18 protein-coding genes are annotated in these 17,499 nt (G+C 50.7%); 5 read left to right on the top strand and 13 right to left on the bottom strand.

What is annotated here, in order from left to right; genetic code table 11:
- The first annotated feature begins 4 nt into the window (after nucleotides 1-4).
- Complete coding sequence (locus ACGHTT_RS15640) at nucleotides 5-1,288, top strand: YeaH/YhbH family protein (RefSeq protein ID WP_390591845.1); 1,284 nt, start codon at nucleotides 5-7, stop codon at nucleotides 1,286-1,288.
- The gene (locus ACGHTT_RS15635) at nucleotides 1,278-2,795 is read left to right on the top strand and encodes a SpoVR family protein (protein WP_390591844.1); all 1,518 of its coding nucleotides are present in this window, start codon (nucleotides 1,278-1,280) and stop codon (nucleotides 2,793-2,795) included. The genes ACGHTT_RS15640 and ACGHTT_RS15635 overlap by 11 nt, the downstream gene beginning before the upstream one ends.
- Here the strand turns inward: ACGHTT_RS15635 and ACGHTT_RS15630 are convergent.
- Nucleotides 2,784-3,068: a hypothetical protein gene (locus tag ACGHTT_RS15630; protein ID WP_390591843.1), complete on the bottom strand. Its 285-nt coding sequence runs from the start codon at nucleotides 3,066-3,068 to the stop codon at nucleotides 2,784-2,786. The two genes, ACGHTT_RS15635 and ACGHTT_RS15630, sit on opposite strands and share 12 nt — an antisense overlap.
- Nucleotides 3,069-3,070: 2 nt before the next feature.
- Nucleotides 3,071-3,664: a response regulator gene (locus ACGHTT_RS15625; protein WP_390591842.1), complete on the bottom strand. Its 594-nt coding sequence runs from the start codon at nucleotides 3,662-3,664 to the stop codon at nucleotides 3,071-3,073.
- Nucleotides 3,665-4,267: 603 nt separating this feature from the next.
- Between ACGHTT_RS15625 and ACGHTT_RS15620 the strand changes: the two genes are divergently transcribed.
- On the top strand, nucleotides 4,268-5,545 hold the full coding sequence (locus ACGHTT_RS15620; protein WP_390591840.1) for an ATP-binding protein: 1,278 nt from the start codon (nucleotides 4,268-4,270) through the stop codon (nucleotides 5,543-5,545).
- Here ACGHTT_RS15620 and ACGHTT_RS15615 read toward each other — a convergent pair.
- Together ACGHTT_RS15615 and crp are read right to left on the bottom strand one after the other, a co-directional pair.
- A complete protein-coding gene (locus ACGHTT_RS15615; protein WP_390591838.1) occupies nucleotides 5,484-6,506 on the bottom strand; it encodes a YbaY family lipoprotein in 1,023 nt (340 codons plus the stop codon). The two genes, ACGHTT_RS15620 and ACGHTT_RS15615, sit on opposite strands and share 62 nt — an antisense overlap.
- A 29-nt stretch (nucleotides 6,507-6,535) precedes the next feature.
- Nucleotides 6,536-7,171, bottom strand: coding sequence for a cAMP-activated global transcriptional regulator CRP (gene crp, locus ACGHTT_RS15610; protein WP_390591836.1), 636 nt, complete (start codon nucleotides 7,169-7,171; stop codon nucleotides 6,536-6,538).
- 326 nt (nucleotides 7,172-7,497) lie between these two features.
- Here crp and ACGHTT_RS15605 point away from each other — a divergent pair, with 326 nt between their 5' ends.
- Nucleotides 7,498-7,923, top strand: coding sequence for an OsmC family protein (locus ACGHTT_RS15605; protein ID WP_390591834.1), 426 nt, complete (start codon nucleotides 7,498-7,500; stop codon nucleotides 7,921-7,923).
- On the opposite strand, the gene ACGHTT_RS15600 is transcribed toward ACGHTT_RS15605, so the two are convergent.
- The 5 genes from ACGHTT_RS15600 to ACGHTT_RS15580 form a co-directional block, all read right to left on the bottom strand.
- Entirely contained in the window at nucleotides 7,920-8,699 is a 780-nt protein-coding gene (locus tag ACGHTT_RS15600) for a substrate-binding periplasmic protein (RefSeq protein ID WP_390591832.1), read from the bottom strand. The genes ACGHTT_RS15605 and ACGHTT_RS15600 overlap by 4 nt on opposite strands.
- Nucleotides 8,684-9,160 (bottom strand): GAF domain-containing protein, encoded by a 477-nt coding sequence (locus tag ACGHTT_RS15595; protein WP_390591831.1) that lies wholly within the window; start codon nucleotides 9,158-9,160, stop codon nucleotides 8,684-8,686. The genes ACGHTT_RS15600 and ACGHTT_RS15595 overlap by 16 nt, the downstream gene beginning before the upstream one ends.
- A gap of 12 nt (nucleotides 9,161-9,172) precedes the next feature.
- Nucleotides 9,173-9,814 (bottom strand): 2-polyprenyl-3-methyl-6-methoxy-1,4-benzoquinone monooxygenase, encoded by a 642-nt coding sequence (gene coq7 / locus ACGHTT_RS15590; RefSeq protein WP_390591829.1) that lies wholly within the window; start codon nucleotides 9,812-9,814, stop codon nucleotides 9,173-9,175.
- Between the two features lie 32 nt (nucleotides 9,815-9,846).
- Nucleotides 9,847-10,080 carry an ATP-binding protein gene (locus ACGHTT_RS15585; protein ID WP_390591828.1) on the bottom strand — a complete coding sequence of 78 codons (234 nt, stop codon included), beginning with the start codon at nucleotides 10,078-10,080 and terminating at the stop codon, nucleotides 9,847-9,849.
- 278 nt (nucleotides 10,081-10,358) lie between these two features.
- A complete protein-coding gene (locus ACGHTT_RS15580) occupies nucleotides 10,359-10,634 on the bottom strand; it encodes a histidine kinase dimerization/phospho-acceptor domain-containing protein (protein WP_390591827.1) in 276 nt (91 codons plus the stop codon).
- Between the two features lie 889 nt (nucleotides 10,635-11,523).
- On the opposite strand from ACGHTT_RS15580, the gene ACGHTT_RS15575 reads away from it, so the two are divergent.
- Nucleotides 11,524-13,005 carry an AAA family ATPase gene (locus ACGHTT_RS15575; RefSeq protein ID WP_390595070.1) on the top strand — a complete coding sequence of 494 codons (1,482 nt, stop codon included), beginning with the start codon at nucleotides 11,524-11,526 and terminating at the stop codon, nucleotides 13,003-13,005.
- A 74-nt stretch (nucleotides 13,006-13,079) separates the two neighbouring features.
- Here ACGHTT_RS15575 and purD read toward each other — a convergent pair whose 3' ends face one another.
- The 4 genes from purD to dusB form a co-directional block, all read right to left on the bottom strand.
- Entirely contained in the window at nucleotides 13,080-14,366 is a 1,287-nt protein-coding gene (gene purD / locus ACGHTT_RS15570) for a phosphoribosylamine--glycine ligase (RefSeq protein WP_390591825.1), read from the bottom strand.
- A 13-nt stretch (nucleotides 14,367-14,379) separates the two neighbouring features.
- Entirely contained in the window at nucleotides 14,380-15,963 is a 1,584-nt protein-coding gene (gene purH, locus ACGHTT_RS15565) for a bifunctional phosphoribosylaminoimidazolecarboxamide formyltransferase/IMP cyclohydrolase (RefSeq protein WP_390591824.1), read from the bottom strand.
- Between the two features lie 87 nt (nucleotides 15,964-16,050).
- The gene (fis, locus tag ACGHTT_RS15560) at nucleotides 16,051-16,335 is read right to left on the bottom strand and encodes a DNA-binding transcriptional regulator Fis (protein WP_380736145.1); all 285 of its coding nucleotides are present in this window, start codon (nucleotides 16,333-16,335) and stop codon (nucleotides 16,051-16,053) included.
- Between the two features lie 17 nt (nucleotides 16,336-16,352).
- Nucleotides 16,353-17,342 carry a tRNA dihydrouridine synthase DusB gene (gene dusB, locus ACGHTT_RS15555; RefSeq protein WP_390591823.1) on the bottom strand — a complete coding sequence of 330 codons (990 nt, stop codon included), beginning with the start codon at nucleotides 17,340-17,342 and terminating at the stop codon, nucleotides 16,353-16,355.
- Between the last annotated feature and the right edge of the window lie 157 nt (nucleotides 17,343-17,499).

Below are 17,499 nucleotides of genomic sequence, written 5' to 3'. Positions count from 1 at the left end.
ACGCATGAGTTATGTCGTCGATCGTCGTTTGAATGCGAAGAACAAAAGCACGGTGAATCGCCAGCGCTTTCTGCGTCGATATAGAGAGCATATAAAAAAAGCTGTGTCCGACGCAGTGAATAAGCGATCTATTACCGACGTCGAGCGCGGTGAGAAAATCAGTATCCCGGCAAAAGATCTTGGTGAACCTGTTTTTCATCATGGCTCGGGCGGTATTAATGAAAGAGTGCACCCTGGAAACAAAGAATTTTCCTCGGGTGATCGAATCGCTCGACCGAAAGGCGGGGCGGGGCGGGGTGGTTCTGGTGAAGGTGCTAGCGACCAAGGCGAGGGGATGGATGATTTCGTTTTTCAGATCACTCAGGATGAGTTCCTCAACTTCATGTTTGATGACCTAGAACTGCCAAATCTAATAAAGCGCCAGTTAGCTGGTTCTGAGGAGTTTAAGTTACATCGTGCCGGTGTGGCGAATGAAGGCAACCCTGGGCGAATTAATATCGTTAGAACCCTGCGCTCTGCGAATGCGCGCAGGGTGGCGCTAGGTGGGGTGAAACGGCGCCGCATCGCGGCTTGTGAAGCGCAACTGGCGGAGTTGCTGGCGGTTGATGAACTGCTCCGAGACGACAAGAAGATAGCCGCCCTGCACGAAGAAATAAAATCACTAAAGTCGCGTTTGAAAAAGTTGCCTTGGATTGACAGTTTCGACCTGAAATATAATTTGTTGGTGAAACACCCGGTGCCTAAATCTAAGGCCGTTATGTTTTGCTTGATGGATGTGTCTGGATCTATGACTCAGGAAACAAAAGAGATTGCCAAACGCTTCTTTATTCTTTTGTATCTTTTTTTACAGCGCAACTATGAGCGCACGGAAGTGGTGTTTATCCGCCATCACACTAGCGCGAAAGAGGTTGATGAACAGGATTTTTTTTACAGTCGAGAAACTGGCGGTACGATTGTCTCCAGTGCTTTAAAGCTAATGGATGAGGTCATCGATGATAGATACTCCCCCGCGGAGTGGAATATCTATGGTGCGCAAGCGAGCGATGGCGACAACTGGAATGATGACTCTTCTGTGTGTCGGGATTTGATGTTCAGTAAAATTCTGCCCAAGTCACAGTACTTTTCCTACATCGAAATTACGCCTCGCCAACATCAAGCATTGTGGGAGGAGTATGCGCGAGTGGCGGCTGAGGAACCGGCTGCGTTCGCGATGCAACAAATCAAGACGAGCGCGGATATTTATCCGGTATTTAGAGAGCTGTTTCAGAAGAAAAGCCATGACAAATAAACCGATATCAACAACATCCGAATGGAGTTTTGAGCTAATTAGGGAATACGATAGCACTATCGCAGCTATCGCGCGCGAGTACGGTTTGGATACCTACCCTAATCAAATTGAAGTGATCAGCTCCGAACAAATGATGGATGCCTACGCCTCTGTGGGCATGCCCTTGGGGTATAGCCATTGGTCCTATGGCAAGCAATTTTTAAATGTGGAAAATTCTTACAAGCGTGGCCAGATGGGCTTGGCTTACGAGATAGTGATTAACTCCAACCCTTGTATAGCCTACCTGATGGAAGAAAATACCATGACCATGCAGGCGTTGGTGATTGCGCATGCATGTTATGGACACAACTCATTTTTTAAAGGTAATTACCTGTTTCGTGCATGGACAGATGCAGATTCCATTATCGACTACCTTGTGTTCGCGAAAAACTATATCGCTGGTTGCGAGTCGCGCTATGGTATCGACGAGGTGGAGCGAATTCTCGACTCTTGTCATGCTTTGATGAATTACGGTGTGGATAGATACAAGCGGCCTTATCCAATTTCCGCCCAAGAAGAAATACTTCGGCAGGAGGAGCGGGCACTGCATTTACAACAACAGGTGAATGACCTCTGGCGCACTATTCCGGTTTCCGATGCAGCTAAGCAGCTCGATAGCCCGTTTCGCTTTCCTGAGGAACCACAGGAAAATATTTTGTACTTCATAGAGAAGCACGCGCCATTGCTTGAACCTTGGCAGCGGGAAATCGTCCGCATCGTGCGCAAGATTGCCCAGTACTTTTACCCGCAGCGCCAAACGCAAGTCATGAACGAAGGCTGGGCCACGTTTTGGCACTATACCCTGCTGAATACTTTGTATGATCGAGGTTATGTGACGGACGGTTTCATGATGGAATTTTTACAATCCCATACCAGCGTGGTTTACCAGCCGCCGTTTGACAGTAAATATTATTCCGGCATCAATCCCTATACCTTAGGGTTTAATATGATGACGGATATTCGTCGGATATGTGAGGCGCCGACAGCCGAGGATAGGGATTGGTTTCCCGATATAGCCGGTAAACCTTGGCAGGAAACGCTTGATTTTGCGATGCGAAACTTCAAAGACGAAAGTTTCATTCTGCAGTACTTGTCACCCAAGCTGATGCGAGATATGAAGCTGTTTTCTATCGTCGATGACGACGCGGAATCGGAAATTATTGTGGATGCTATTCACGATGAGCGTGGTTACCAAGCGGTTCGCTCTGCGTTGGCGGGTAATTACAACCTAGGTAATCGAGAGCCTAATATCCAAGTCTTTGGTGTGAATGTACGCGGAGACCGAGCTTTAACCCTGAGACATTTTCAGCACAATCGAAAGCCAATGGGGCCGTCTACGGATGAAGTGTTAAAACATGTACATCGCTTGTGGGGCTTTGATGTGGTGTTGGAATCGGTGTGGGCTGACGAAGTCAAGCAGACCTTCCGCTGCCCGCCAAAACCAACGCAGGAGGAGCTAGCTAGCTAGCCACCTCGCCGCCATCAGCAGGAACAGGCCATAGGCTACCAATGATGCTGGATAGACCTTGTGACCCAGGTCTGTTCCGGCTTTAAGTTGTTGGCCCACGAACACCAGCCCCGCGGAAACTACCAGTTGCAGAGCCAAGGTAAAAAATACACCCGGTTTCACCGTGCCAAGCCAAATGGGCGCCACTAGCGTCAAGCCCGTTGCTGTGGCGGCAATAATAATGTTTAGCCAGCCGAAACCGGTAATCCATCGAGCACTATTGGATGTATTCATCATTACGCGATAGTGGCGATATTAGGTTGCCCTTCGCCGATAAGAATAGTGACTTTACTGAGTAATTCACTGTTATCGAAGGGTTTGGCGAGAATGTCATCGGCGCCGGAGCTAAGAGCCCGCGATAAACCTTCCTTTGTTTCTGCTGAAATAACGAGCACCTTAACCTGATTGTGATCTTGATGCTCGCGAATGAAGGTGAGCACCTCATAACCGTCGATACCCGGCATTTTCAAATCGAGTGTGACCAGCGCAGGGTCGTGGCGCATCAACAGAGTTCCTGCCACAAAGCCATCCTTAGCCACTTCTACCTCATAGCCAGCGCGCTTTAGGGTTCGCTTAATCGCAGCGGCCATCTCGGGCTGATCTTCGATAATCAAAATACGGTTATTGGCGCCCACCAACTCTGGGGGAACCGGCATTTGGTTCTCTCTGAGGAAGTTTATGAAGTCTTGGGTTTGAATCCGGTGATCGCCACGCCCGGGCAGTTTGTAGGCTTTGAGTCGTCCACGCTCGATCCAGCGAATGACCGTGCGGAAGTTAACGCCACAGAATTTCGCAGCTTCGCCGGTGGTAAGTACTTGGATGTCGCTCATGCCCGATGTTGCTCTTATTCAGTGCGAATTAGGTTAAATATAGCTAACTTTCTAGCTGACTTAAATGACTAATGTGTTTTTATAGACATTCAACCATAACAAAATGATATAATGTCATGATTGACAGGTTAGTCATAAAATGTAGAATAGGTTACATATTCAGGTGGTTGAGAGCGAATTAGCCCAGCGGTGTATAACCAAGGTGGCAGCAGTACTCTCGAAGTAAGCTGAACGAATATGACCCTTGTAGTGGTAGTAGTCAGTTTTTCCGGTGATGCCGTAGTCGTTGTATAGAAGGTAAAACCGGCTCGATTTGAGGGGGGCTCGTAGTAAGTGGTGGGCCCCCCAACTTTTACCCTAGTTACCTGATGTTCTCAGGTGCGGTGGTTGGATAGGTGAGACCTTTGAGGCGCTATCGGTATCGCAGTCGCTAGGATGATCAAGAACACCCTAAGACCTTGCCCTCAGTTGTTGTAGAGGGCTTTTTTTTGCCTGTGAGAAAGTGCTGGCGGCTCGATTTTCCCGCGCTATAGCACGCTTGCAAATAGTTTCTGATCTGGGGTTTACTGTGCCTACCCAAAGTTGGGCCACAGGGAGCTGCCCATGCCACAAGTGATACTGCTTGTCGATGATAATGATATAAATCGAAAGCTAGTTCGCCATATTTTGGCAGACGAGTTTCCCGAGCTTTATGAGGCTGTAAACGGTGCAGAATGCCTAAGAGTCGTATCACAGCAAAGCATTGACCTTGTGTTACTGGATTTGAATATGCCGGAAAAATCCGGTTTTGATGTGTTGCAGGAATTGCCCCTTCTGGGCTTGACCCGAGTGCCTACGGTCATCGTGTTGAGTGCAGACAACGAGCCAAATACCATCAGTAGAGCTTTCCATTTAGGTGCCGCCGACTATGTATCTACCCCTTTTAACCGGGATGAACTGCTGGCTCGGGTGCGTACACATTTAACCTTACATAACCGCGAGCAACACTTAGAGTCTCGCGTTCGAGACCGCACCTTGGAGCTTGAGTCTGCGAACGATAGGTTGCAGGAGGCGACGGCACAGCTGATTCAGGCCGAGAAAATGGTGAGTTTGGGCCAGCTAGCGGCTGGAGTAGCCCATGAAATTAACAACCCTGTTGGTTACATCAATTCAAACTTGGATACCCTGAAGGCTTATTTGGGCGATTTATGGCGTTTGCTTGAAGCCTACGAAGCGCTCGATGACCTCATTCCTGACGTTGAGTTAAAGCGTGATTTAATTGTCTTGAAACAGCATATTGATGTTCCTTATTTACGTGAAGACACCGCGCACTTAATTGCCGAGTCGATGCAAGGCGTGCTGCGGGTGAAGCAAATTGTCGGTGACCTTAAGGGCTTCGCCCACCCGGAGCAGAAGGCCTGGCAGCAGGAAGATTTACACCAACTGCTGCGCTCGAGCTTGAATATCGTAAGCAACGAATTGAAATATAAGTGCAATGTGCACTTGGAGTTGGGGGAAATATTACCGGTGCAATGCATTGCGCCACAGATTAATCAGGTGCTGTTGAACCTATTGGTCAACGCGGGTCAGTCATTACCGGAGTTTGGCGAGATTGTGATTAAGTCGGGTATGAACTCGGATAACACCCAAGTGTGGTTAAGCATTACCGATAATGGTGTGGGCATGAGCGCCGAGGTGAAGCGCAAGATTTTCGACCCGTTTTTCACCACCAAGCGTGTTGGCGAGGGCACTGGTCTCGGGTTATCTGTGTCTTACGGTATTGTGCAGATGCACAGGGGGGAAATTAAAGTGGAGTCGCGTGAGGGGCAAGGCAGTTGTTTTACTTTGTATCTACCGATTGCGCAGCCGGAAAATGATTTGACGGTATCGTTGAGCCACTAAGCGGTTGGCCACAGCCGTCGAGCTTAGTGTCGCCAAGCTCCAAATTAAGAGTTAATGGAAACTGTTTGCCGCTCATCGAATCGACACACGGCGTTGGCTTGATGACTAAGGTGAGAGTTTGGTCTGCAGATGTCGCGTTGAGTTGTACTGCTTGCTCTGTATTTACCTGCTCTGTCAGGTTACTAAAGGTTCTAACGTCAGCGCCATAGGCTTGCGTTAGCGCTATGGTATCGTCTTTTTGTCTTATTAATAACCAGGGCGGTTCGTTGCCGCTAGCCCAGAGTGTTGCGCCCTCGGCCGCTGCGAGAGAGAGCGCTTGTGGTTGTAGGGTGCAGTGTTGGCGAGATTCGCCGGCAATGGTTAAAAAGGCCTCGTCGCCCTTACTCCAGAAGTCAGCTTCCTCAGATTGAAAGTGGATGCCGGACCCACTCATCATTTTATGCAGCGCAAACACTCTCTCGCCTAAAAATAGCGAAGCGCTTTCTCCCTCAATCTTTACCAATAAGCTTTGCTTATCACATTGATAAAATAAGGCTTGCTGTGGTGTTGGCTTGGTTGCTACGGCTATTAGCTTTAAAGTGACGGGCGTGTCTGATGTGGCCGGTGATAGTTGGGTGTCTGTAGTCCACAGCAGTTGGCCGCGGGCATCAATTATGCGACCCCTAAGGTTATAGCGGCGACCAGCTTGCAAGAGATCGTGATTGTAGGTGAGGACGAAGTGCAGTGGTTGTGTGGCGTCCTGCTCGAGATCTGCTACCGGTTGGGCAGCAATATCCGCACGGCTGATATCCTCCAGCACCACCTGCAGTTTACTGCCTGCTGGCAGGGTACTTGGCTCCGACAGCTGTGCTGTGCCAGTAATGACTTTCTGGGTGGGAATTGAGGCGTCATCGCAGGCGATGACGCCAAATAAAACCAATCCAAATACCGCGAATGGGTTTATAAAACGCGTCCTGTGCATTAATGCGGGTCCTTTTTCGACAAGGCCTACTACCGGGTGCCAAACACCACCATGGTTTTACCTTTAACGGAAACCAAACCCTGTTCTTCAAGGGTTTTTAATACACGCCCTACCATTTCCCGCGAACAACCCACGATGCGGCCGATTTCTTGGCGAGTAATTTTGATTTGCATGCCGTCTGGGTGGGTCATGGCATCCGGCTCTTTGCAGAGGTCGAGAAGCGTTCGAGCAACACGCCCGGTCACATCTAAAAAGGCGAGGTCGCCGACCTTGCGCGTTGTGTTGCGCAGGCGGCTAGCCATTTGACTGCATAAGGCAAATAGGAACTCGGGGTGAGTTGCCACCAGCTCGTGAAATTTGGCATAGCTGATTTCGGCAACTTCGCATTCGGTCTTGGCTCTAACCCAGGCGCTGCGGGCATCGGCGTCGTCTTCGAAAAGGCCCATTTCGCCAAAAAAGTCGCCGTCGTTTAAGTAGGCGACAATCATTTCATGGCCATCGTCATCTTCGATCAGCACGGTTACTGACCCCTTTACGATGTAGTAGAGGGAATCGCTTTTATCCCCTGCATAAATAATCGTGGTTTTAGCCGGGTAGCGGCGACGATGACAATGCTCTAGGAACTTGTCTACGTTTTGAATGTGTGGTGTCAATACGGCGACCAAAGTGAAACCCCTTTTATGTGCGTTTGTTACCAAATGCTTTGGTTGTTAGGCCTTGTGAGCCAGCCCTGATTATGGCGTTTATCTGCGCTTGGTGCCAGCGAGGCTGTAGCACAGCTTTCGTACAAGTCGAGTAAAGCGTTCAATAGTGTGAACTAGTTAGCCTTCGTAGTCACACTTTGCTGGGAATTTGCGCCGAAAAAGTGCAAATAGCCTTGTTTTTATTGGGGTTATTGGCCTGCAGCGCGGCTGGATACATAGAGCCAATAGCGCGACTATGTTAATCTGCGCGCCTTGTTTGATTGGCATTGAAGAGAAGAGTGAAAGCTATGCAGGCAACGGTAAAGTGGGTAGACGGCGTGATGTTTTTGGGTGAGTCGGGCAGCGGCCATGCCGTTGTTATGGATGGTGCACCTGATCACGGTGGAAGAAATATGGGCGTGCGCCCGATGGAAATGATGCTGCTCGGTTTGGGTGGCTGCGCCTCTTTTGACGTTATTGGCATATTAAAAAAATCTCGTCAGGCGGTAAGCGATTGTCGGGTAGAGCTTGACGCGGAACGAGCTGACGGTGTGCCATCCCCGTTCACAAAAATACATTTGAAATTCATTGTTTCAGGTAAAGGGCTCAAGCTCAGCCAAGTACAAAAAGCGGTTGAACTGTCCGCCACTAAGTATTGTTCTGCATCGATCATGTTGGAATCGGCTGGCGTGCAGTTAAGCCATTCCGTCGACATAATAGAAACCGAAGGTTAACGCGTTGATTGGCACAAGCTGGCGGGATAGCGTTTTAGCATTTGTGCCAACTCGCCACTGTCGATTAGCTTGGCCATACCTTGGTTGAGTAGTTGCGCATAGTGTTTTGATTTCGGGTGGTCTGGGGCGAAGCCGATATACAGTGCTATTCGCGAGGCAAGCCCTGCGCTTCTTAGCGCGACCTTTTCTCTGTGTTGTTGGGCCGTGACGGTCACGACGCGGCAATCTTCCAGCAAAACATCAATTCTTTCCTGCTGTAAGTTGCGTAGGTTGCGCAGTAGCGAAACATCGCTGATGTGCAGCTGGACTTTCGCACTGTCGGTTTTATTTTGCGCAATATAGGTATCGATAGCTGAGCCGTAACTGTAGTCTTCTGTGGCACCTAGCTTTAGGGGTTTTAACGAGGCCAGCGTATCAAAGTGCCAGCGGTTGTCGGCTTTTACGAACCAATGGTTTTCTGCGTACAGGAGGGGCTCGGTACTGTAAATCAGTGAGGGTGCCTCTGCGGGGGTTACGCCAACTAAACCATGGGCTTTGTGATGTTTAACCTCAAGCTGTGCTCGCGCCCATGGCACGGTACGAAAAACTACCTTATGGCCGGCATTGGTAAAAACTCTGGTGGCTATCTCGACGAGTAGGCCTTGATTTTCATCAGAGGCACAGGTGTAGGGGCACCAATCGTCGGCTCTAAGTTCTATGACGTCGGCGATCGGTTCACTGGAAAAACCCCAGAAAATTATGCCGGTGAATAATGTGCAGGCTAGGTTTCGTAACACGCTTTAACCCTTTCGAGTAGCGCCAATAAGCCTTCTACATCTTCAGAGCAAAACGCAGCAGGATCATTCGAGTCTAAATCTAGCACGGCTCGGACCTGGCCTGTTGCATCGGTTATGGGTAAAACAACTTCGGATAAGGTCGAGCTGGAGCAGGCAATATGATAAGGCAGGCTATGTACATCATCGACCAGTTGTACCGCATTTTCCTTCGCGGCTTTGCCGCACACACCGCGATCAAAACTAATTTGTAGGCAGCCATGGCCACCTTGATAGGGGCCTACTTTAAGTAAGTTTGGTTCAGTGACTCGGTAAAATCCGGTCCAGTGACTATAGGGGATAGCGTGATGGATCTCGCAGGCAAGTGTAGCCATAACCGCTACTTCATCGGTCTCGCCTTCGGTCAGTGACTTACACGTCTGCAGGAGCGAGGCGTACATCAATTTTTTTTCTGTGCTGTGCATGGTTAGATCCCATTAAATCCGATAGCTACTTGCGGTCATGAGGCTGGCGGTTAGTGTCATTAGCGATTTAACGGGTGCTGGAAATTCGAACCCGCCTGCTGAGCGAGCGGCAGCAGCGTGTCGGGCTTCGTCGGCGCGCATCTGGCTGACAATTTCCCGGCTTTTTGTATCTTGTTCCGGCAAACTTTCTAAGTGGCCATCGAGGTGGCGACAGACTTGGTCTTCGGTGGCGGCGACAAAACCTAAGCTGACTCTGTCGCTAATAAGGCCTGCCGCCGCGCCTATGCCGAACGACAGGGCGTACCAAGCTGGGTTGAGCAAGCTGGGTCGACTTTCTAGCTCATTTAGTCGTTGTTCACACCAAGCTAGGTGGTCAATTTCCTCTGCAGCCGCCTCGGCCATTTCGGCTCGCACCTCGGGCAGTTTGGCGGTAAGTGCTTGGCCTTGATATAACGCTTGGGCGCACACTTCGCCGGCGTGGTTGACCCGCATCAAGCCTGCCGCATGGCGTGTTTCTTGTGCCGATAAGGTGGGTTGTTCCAGGCCTTCAGCTGGAGACGGGCGAGAAGCGGTATGGCCTCGATGTAGGGTTCGCAAGGCAGCGTCTGCTTCAATCACCAGCTGATCGAGCAAGCTGAGGCGGCGGTTGTTCATCTAGGGAGTCCCCAAAGCGCTAAAGCTGTAGTTTACGACGTTTGGCTTGGAATCCAAACTGAGAAAGTGCTGCCTTTGCCATATTCGGCGCCGACGGTTACCGCGCCCTTGTGCATTTCTGTCAAGCGTTTAATCAAGGTCAGGCCTAGGCCTGTGCCGGAAATTAGTCGGTTTGCCGCGTCATCGGTTTGGGTGACAGGGTTAAATAGGGAATCTAGAACTGACAATTCGATACCTCGCCCAGTGTCATTAATATCGAAGCGCATCCCTTGCCTGCCCTAATAATTGGCTACGTGGGCGGTGCTGGAGACGCTTCCCGTGTCGGTAAATATAAGGGCGTTGAGTAAGTTATCTAAAATTTGCCGAATTCTCATTGGGTCGGCATAGATGTTGCGATGATAGATATCACTTGGGAAGTTAAAACGCAGATCAACACTTCTTTATCTACCTTTTCTTTATGGGAGCGCGCTCATTGATCGAAATTGGGGGATTAAAACAAGCGAATGTTTTAAGGTTTCATCGCCACTATCTAAGCCCTGGGTGTCTAAAATGTCGTGATAATGTTGAGCAGTTGGCGGCCTTTTCGTGCGATGGTTTTTAGCGCGCCCATAGGCCGAGGTTCAATTACGTCATCTAGCCGTTCAATTAATCGGTCTGTAAATCCGTTAATAGAGTTTACCGGAGTGCGTAACTCGTGTGACATATTGGCCAAAAAGTGACTCTTGGCGAGCCAAAGATCTTCGGTGCGCTCGGCAACCCGTTTTTCTAATTCAACGTTTAGGCTTTTTATTTTTGCTTCAAAGGCAACTTGTTCCGGCATGTCGACATGAGTGCCAACCAGCCTTTAGGGTTTGCCGGAGTTAGGATCTCTAACCACGAAAGCTCTCGGTAATACATCGACATACAGTTCGTCGCTAGGTTTCAACCTCAGGGCTATGCCAAAATTTTCGGCCGCATCACTGAGATAAGCCTCTGTGTGTAGCATGACTCTGTTCTTGTCATCAGGGTGAAGAAAGTGAAAAAACTCGAGGTGTCAGTGCTAAAAGCATCCGGTTCGTAACCTAACATAGTGACCCAAGGTGGCGAGTAAAAATGTCATCGCTGCCGAGATTTCAGGCCCAAAGCCCATCGTTAGCGTCTAACATCGCGTAATGGAATCGACTTTCACTGGGGGCGAGCTCAATTTCCTTCTCATGAATGTAGTGCGCATATTCTCAATAGCTTGGCTGAGCGGCCTAAATAGTTCATCTCGGCCGACAGTAACCGCCAATATATAATTGCTATCTGGAATCGCTTGATAAATAAAATAGAGGCTTTTCTATCGTAATGGATCTTAAATTTTAAAGTATTTACACCGGGCTTAAGGTTGTTGTGATAAAGCTGACTCAACTGAATGGCCGCCTAGATATTGTCTTTGACGTTTTGTTTTTCGTTATCGCTGACCCAAGATAGCGCTAAGAAAACCACCGCAGCGGAGGAAGCGAGCCGCACCAGTGAAAAACCGCGCTGGGTTTGTGTTTAATCTTCACAGTACAGCGGCCTTCGAAAGTTTGGCGCTCGCGGGGTATTCAGCCCAGTGTCATGGTGCTTAGGGGAATTAGCTTGTTAGAATGGCAACCTTGAGTCTAGCAGCCAAATTAGCCCTGTGTGGTGAGTGGCATGGAATATATAGGGAGACCCGAGTGACGGACGTTAGAGATATAGGCTTGATGCTCGGCGCTAAAACGCCGTTGCTGCTGCTGGAAACTCACGATGAGATGCGCGCATTAGAGACAATTCAGCGTGCTATATCGGAGGCGTCGGTGAGCGAGCGCGGGCGCCTGCGCTCGAGGCCTGTATATCGTTGGACTATAACCGAGGGCTTGGTGCGGCTAGGGTTTGGATCAACCGAGGGTGTGAGTCCTGCCACCAATGCGCAGCAGGAGCCTGAGGATGTGTTGCGGCACATCAAAACCATGAGTCACCCAGCCGTTGTGGTGTTGTGTGATTTTCACCCCTACTTAGAAGGCAACCCAAAAACCGTGCGTTTGTTAAAGGACATTGCCCTTGCGCAAAGTCAAAACCGCCACTCCGTGGTTTTGGTCAGTCACGCGCTAGCCTTACCGCCTGAGCTCTCGCGCATAGCGGCACGCTTTTCACTTGCCATGCCTACCGACGAGCAAATCATGACCATCATTCGCGAAGAGGCAAAGTTATGGAGTGAAAAGGGGCAGCGGGTCAAAGCGGACAATGAAACGCTGGCGCGAATGGTGAGCAACTTACGCGGGTTGAGTTTTGCCGACGTGCGAAAGCTGGTGCACTCGGCAATCGTCGACGACGGCGCCATTACCGAATCGGATCTCCCCAACGTTAATAAGGCGAAGTTTGAACTGCTTAACTTAGATGGTGTGGTTTCCTTTGAATTTGATACCGCCAGTTTTGCCGAGGTCGGTGGGTTGGTTAAATTAAAGCAGTGGTTAAATAGCCGACAGCAAGCGTTCACCGACCATTCCATAAAAGATAAACCAAAAGGCGTGATGTTGTTGGGCGTACAAGGTAGCGGTAAAAGTCTGGCGGCGAAGGCAGTGGCGGGCCTGTGGGGCTTGCCCTTGTTGCGATTAGATTTTGGTGCGCTGTACAACAAATTTCACGGTGAATCCGAGCGTAATCTTCGCGAGGCGCTGGCCTTGGCCGAGCGTATGTCGCCCTGTGTTTTGTGGATGGATGAATTGGAAAAAGGTATCGCGTCTGAGTCGAGCGATGGCGGTACCAGCAAGCGCTTATTGGGTAGTTTATTGACTTGGCAGGCGGAGCGTAAGCAGCCCGTGTTTGTGGTGGCGACGGCCAATGATATTTCGGCATTGCCGCCAGAATTGATGCGTAAAGGCCGTTTAGATGAGATATTTTTTGTGGATCTACCCCAGGCCAACATACGGGAAGACATTTTCGCGATTCATCTAAAACGGCGCGGCTTGGAAAAGTTACTGATTCAGTTGCCTATATTGGCCGCCGCGGCCGAGGGTTTTTCCGGTGCGGAAATTGAGCAGTCTATTGTGTCGGCTATTTATACGTCGCGCGCTCAGGGCGAGGTTTGTGGCGTGCAGCAAATTCTTCGCGAGTTAGCTAACACCAATCCGCTGTCTGTGATCATGGCTGAAAAAATTGGCTCGCTGCGCGCCTGGGCGCAGGAGCGCTGCGTGATGGCTGATTAATTTTTCAAGCTGATTGAAATAGCATCAGCCATAAAAAAACCTCCGTTTGGAGGTTTTTTTATGGCTGGCTCTAACTAACTCTTCTCGCGAGCGATAGCGCGGTAAGCAATATCGGTTCGATGGAAGCTGCCTTCCCAGTGGATCTTTTTGGTCAGCGCGTAAGCGCGCTCTTGTGCTTGGCTCACGGTGTCACCTAAGCCAGTCGCACAAAGTACGCGACCGCCATTAGTGACCACGTGGCCTTCGATAACCTGAGTGCCAGCGTGAAAGACTTTTTCACCGGCTACATCGGTTTTGGGGAGCCCAGTAATCTTGTCACCTTTGCGATAGCTGCCTGGGTAGCCACCCGCGGCGAGCACCACACCAACAGCGGCGCGCTCATCCCATTCGGCGGTGGTTCGATCTAATTTTTTGTCCAGTGCGGCATTGCACAGGTCCACTAAATCCGATTTTAATCGTAACATAATGGGCTGGGTTTCAGGGTCGCCAAAGCGGCAGTTGTATTCGATGACTTTTGGTGTCCCGTCGGCATCAATCATGAGGCCGGCGTAGAGAAAACCTGTGTAATCATTACCTTCGGCGGCCATGCCATTCACTGTTGGGGTGATGACTTCGTCCATGATGCGCTGGTGAATGGCTGCCGTTACCACGGGCGCCGGTGAGTAAGCTCCCATGCCGCCGGTGTTGGGGCCGGTGTCGCCATTGCCCACGCGTTTGTGGTCTTGGCTGGTGGCCATGGCGAGTACATTTTTACCGTCCACCATGACGATAAAACTGGCTTCTTCGCCAGCTAAAAATTCTTCGATCACCACGCGGCAACCGGCTTCGCCGAAGGCGTTACCCGATAGCATATCGCGCACGGCTTCTTCGGCTTGCGCCAAGGTTTCCGCCACAATCACGCCTTTGCCCGCTGCTAGGCCGTCGGCCTTAACCACAATGGGCGCGCCTTGTTCACGCAAGTAGGCCAGCGCTGGCTCCACCTCGGTAAAGTTTTGGTAGCTGCCGGTTGGAATCTTGTGGCGCGCGAGAAAATCTTTGGTGAAGGCTTTCGAGCCCTCCAGTTGCGCAGCACCTTTACGTGGGCCGAAGCAGCGTAAGCCTTGGGCGGTGAAAAAATCTACTATCCCTTCAACTAGCGGTGCTTCTGGGCCAACGATGGTGAGCTCCACGTGATTGGCTTTGGCAAAGGTCGCGAGCTTTTCGAACTCGAGTATGCCAATGGCAACGTTCTCTACTTTGTTTTCTATTTCAGTGCCGGCATTACCCGGCGCCACGAAAACTTTTTTTACCGCGGGGTTTTGAGCCACTTTCCACGCGAGGGCGTGTTCGCGACCGCCAGAACCAATAATAAGTATGTTCATGGTCAACCTCTGATTAATGACGGAAGTGGCGCTGGCCTGTTAATACCATGGCCATGCCGTGTTCGTCTGCTGCGGCGATAACTTCGTCGTCGCGCATTGAGCCGCCTGGTTGAATGACCGCGGCAATACCGACAGCCGCGGCGTTATCGATGCCATCGCGGAAGGGGAAAAATGCATCTGATGCCATCACCGAGCCTTTGACTTCAAGCTTAGCGTGTTCAGCTTTAATGGCGGCAATACGCGCGGAGTTAACTCGGCTCATTTGGCCTGCGCCTACACCGATAGTTGCGGTGTCTTTACCGTACACAATGGCGTTAGATTTAACCATCATGGCGACGCGCCAAGTGAATAATAGGTCGCGCATTTCGGCTTCAGTGGGTACGCGTTTGGTCACCACTTTTAAATCGCCAGCGGTGGTGAAATCGCTGTCGCGATCTTGCACCAACAGGCCACCGGAAACGCGTTTGAAATCGAGTGCGGCAACACCGGCTGTCGCTTGTGCTTGCCAATCACCGCAGGCGAGTAAGCGCACGTTTTTCTTGCTGCTAACAGCGGCGATTGCCTCGGCCGAAATGGTTGGGGCGATAATCACTTCAACAAATTGTTTTTCCACAATGGCGGCTGCAGTGGCGCCGTCGAGTTCGCGGTTGATGGCAATAATGCCACCAAAAGATGACTCGGGGTCGGTTGCGAAGGCGCGTTCGTAGGCTTCTAAAATAGTGGCCGCTGTGGCAACCCCGCACGGGTTGGCGTGCTTAACAATCACACAGGTGGGGGCGTCAAACAATTTAACGGTTTCCAGCGCTGCGTCAGTGTCGGCAATGTTGTTGTAAGACAGTTCTTTGCCTTGTAGTTGAACAGCGGTGGCAATGGTGCCGGCGGCGGGTGCTTTCTCAACATAGAAAGCACTTTTCTGATGGCTGTTTTCGCCGTAGCGCAATTCTTGTACTTTAGTGAATTGGCTGTTGAAGGTGCGTGGGAAGTTTTCGCTGCCGCCGTCAACTAAGCGGCCAAAATAATTGGCAATGGCGCCATCGTAGGCTGCAGTGTGCTCGTACGCTTTAATGGCTAAATCGAAACGGGTTTTCAGGCTGGTAGCGCCTTGGTTGGCCTGCATTTCCGCCAATATTTTTCCGTAGTCTGCTGCGTTCACGACGATATTGACGTGGGCGTGATTCTTCGCCGCTGCGCGCACCATGGTTGGCCCGCCGATGTCGATATTTTCAACCGCGTCAGCCAGAGAGCAGCCTTGTTTAGCAACAGTTTGTTCGAACGGGTAAAGGTTGACCACCACCATGTCGATGGGCTTGATACCGTGTTCACCCATGACGGCTTCATCGGTGCCGCGCCGACCTAAGATACCGCCGTGCACTTTCGGGTGTAGGGTTTTTACGCGGCCGTCCATCATTTCTGGGAAGCCGGTGTAGTCTGAAACTTCCACCGCAGGAATGTTACTGTCTTTGAGGAGCTTGTAGGTGCCGCCAGTGGATAATATTTCAACGCCTTGCGCGTGCAGGGCTTGGGCAAATTCTACAATGCCGGTTTTGTCAGACACGCTAATCAGCGCGCGCTTTACCTGAACTAAATCAGAGCTCATGGGTTTGTCCTGATGTCTAAGAAAACGGTTGGTCGCGTTAAATACAAAAGGGGTGTAACCACCCCTTTTGTTCGGTATTTCTGCTGTTTATAGCAAGTCGTATTGCTTGAGCTTTTTACGCAGTGTGCCGCGGTTCAGGCCAAGTACCTGAGCAGCTTTGGTCTGGTTGTGGCGGGTATATTTTAATACCACTTCCAACATAGGCGCTTCCACCTCGGCCATGACCATGTCGTAAACGTTGGTGACCGGTTGGCCATCGAGATTGCGAAAGTAGTTTTCCATCGCTTGATCGACGCAATCGCGCAGCGATTGGTTGGCACTAATGCCTGAAAAGTTGTCGATGACTGCTTCTTTGGCTGGCGCTTCAGCCATAAAAGGTTCCAGTGTATTCATGCCGCTTTATCCTCATTCAATCTCAGCTGTTCAAAATAATTTTGAACGCTGGCATGTTGCTGTTGTGCACACTCAATTTGGTTAAACGTCTTGCGAAACGCCTCCTCATTTGGCTGCGTTTTTAAGTACCATCCCACGTGCTTGCGGGCGATACGGGGCCCCATAGTTGTTCCATAGAAGCGATGTAATGCCTCTATGTGCTCGCATAAAAGTTGCTGGATTTCCGTGAGTGTTGGCGCTGCTAAGCGTTGCCCAGTTTCTAAAAAGTGGTTGATCTCACGAAAGATCCACGGCCGGCCTTGCGCGGCGCGGCCAATCATTACCGCACTGGCGCCTGTGTATCTCAGTACACTTTGCGCTTGTTCGGGTGTTTCAATATCGCCATTGGCAAGTACCGGAATGCGGATGGCTTGCGCAATTTCTGCAATCGTGTCGTACTCGGCTTGGCCTCTAAAGGCGCAGGCGCGAGTGCGACCATGGACGGCCAGTGCCGCAATACCAGATTGCTCTGCCATGCGGGCAATGGCGACGCCGTTTTTTTGGTCGACATCTGGGCCGGTGCGAATCTTTAGGGTCACAGGCACATCAACGGCCGCAACAACGGCCGATAAAATGCGTGCCACTAATGTTTCATTGGCTAGCAGTGCCGAACCAGCGGCTTTTTTGCATACCTTCTTGGCGGGGCAGCCCATATTGATGTCGATGATTTGGGCGCCACGCTCAACATTTAAGCGCGCCGCCTGTACCAACATTTCAGGGTCGCCACCGGCAATTTGCACGGCTCGTGGGTTAGCTTCGTCGTCGTGAACGAGGCGTAAACTGGACTTTCGGCTGTTCCACAGGTTCACATCGCTGGTGACCATCTCCGAAACCGCAAGGCCTGCACCAAAGCGCATGCATAAGCGGCGAAAGGGGAGATCGGTCACACCGGCCATGGGTGCAAGCACCGCTTGGCTATCGATGATGTGAGGACCGATGTTGAACACGTAAGCACCCTAGTTTTGCTGTGGTTCCGACATGCGAAGCCGCTACGGGCCTGCGCGAAAAGGGCAGCTATGATACCCGCAGCAGGGTGTGGGATAAAAGCAGAAAATACACAAAATGGCGAAATTTTAATCTGGTTTTTGGCGCCCAAGTATGCTT

This window comes from Simiduia litorea (assembly GCF_042853465.1).
Lineage (GTDB): Bacteria > Pseudomonadota > Gammaproteobacteria > Pseudomonadales > Cellvibrionaceae > Simiduia > Simiduia litorea.
This window is presented reverse-complemented; position numbering and strand designations above follow the sequence as displayed.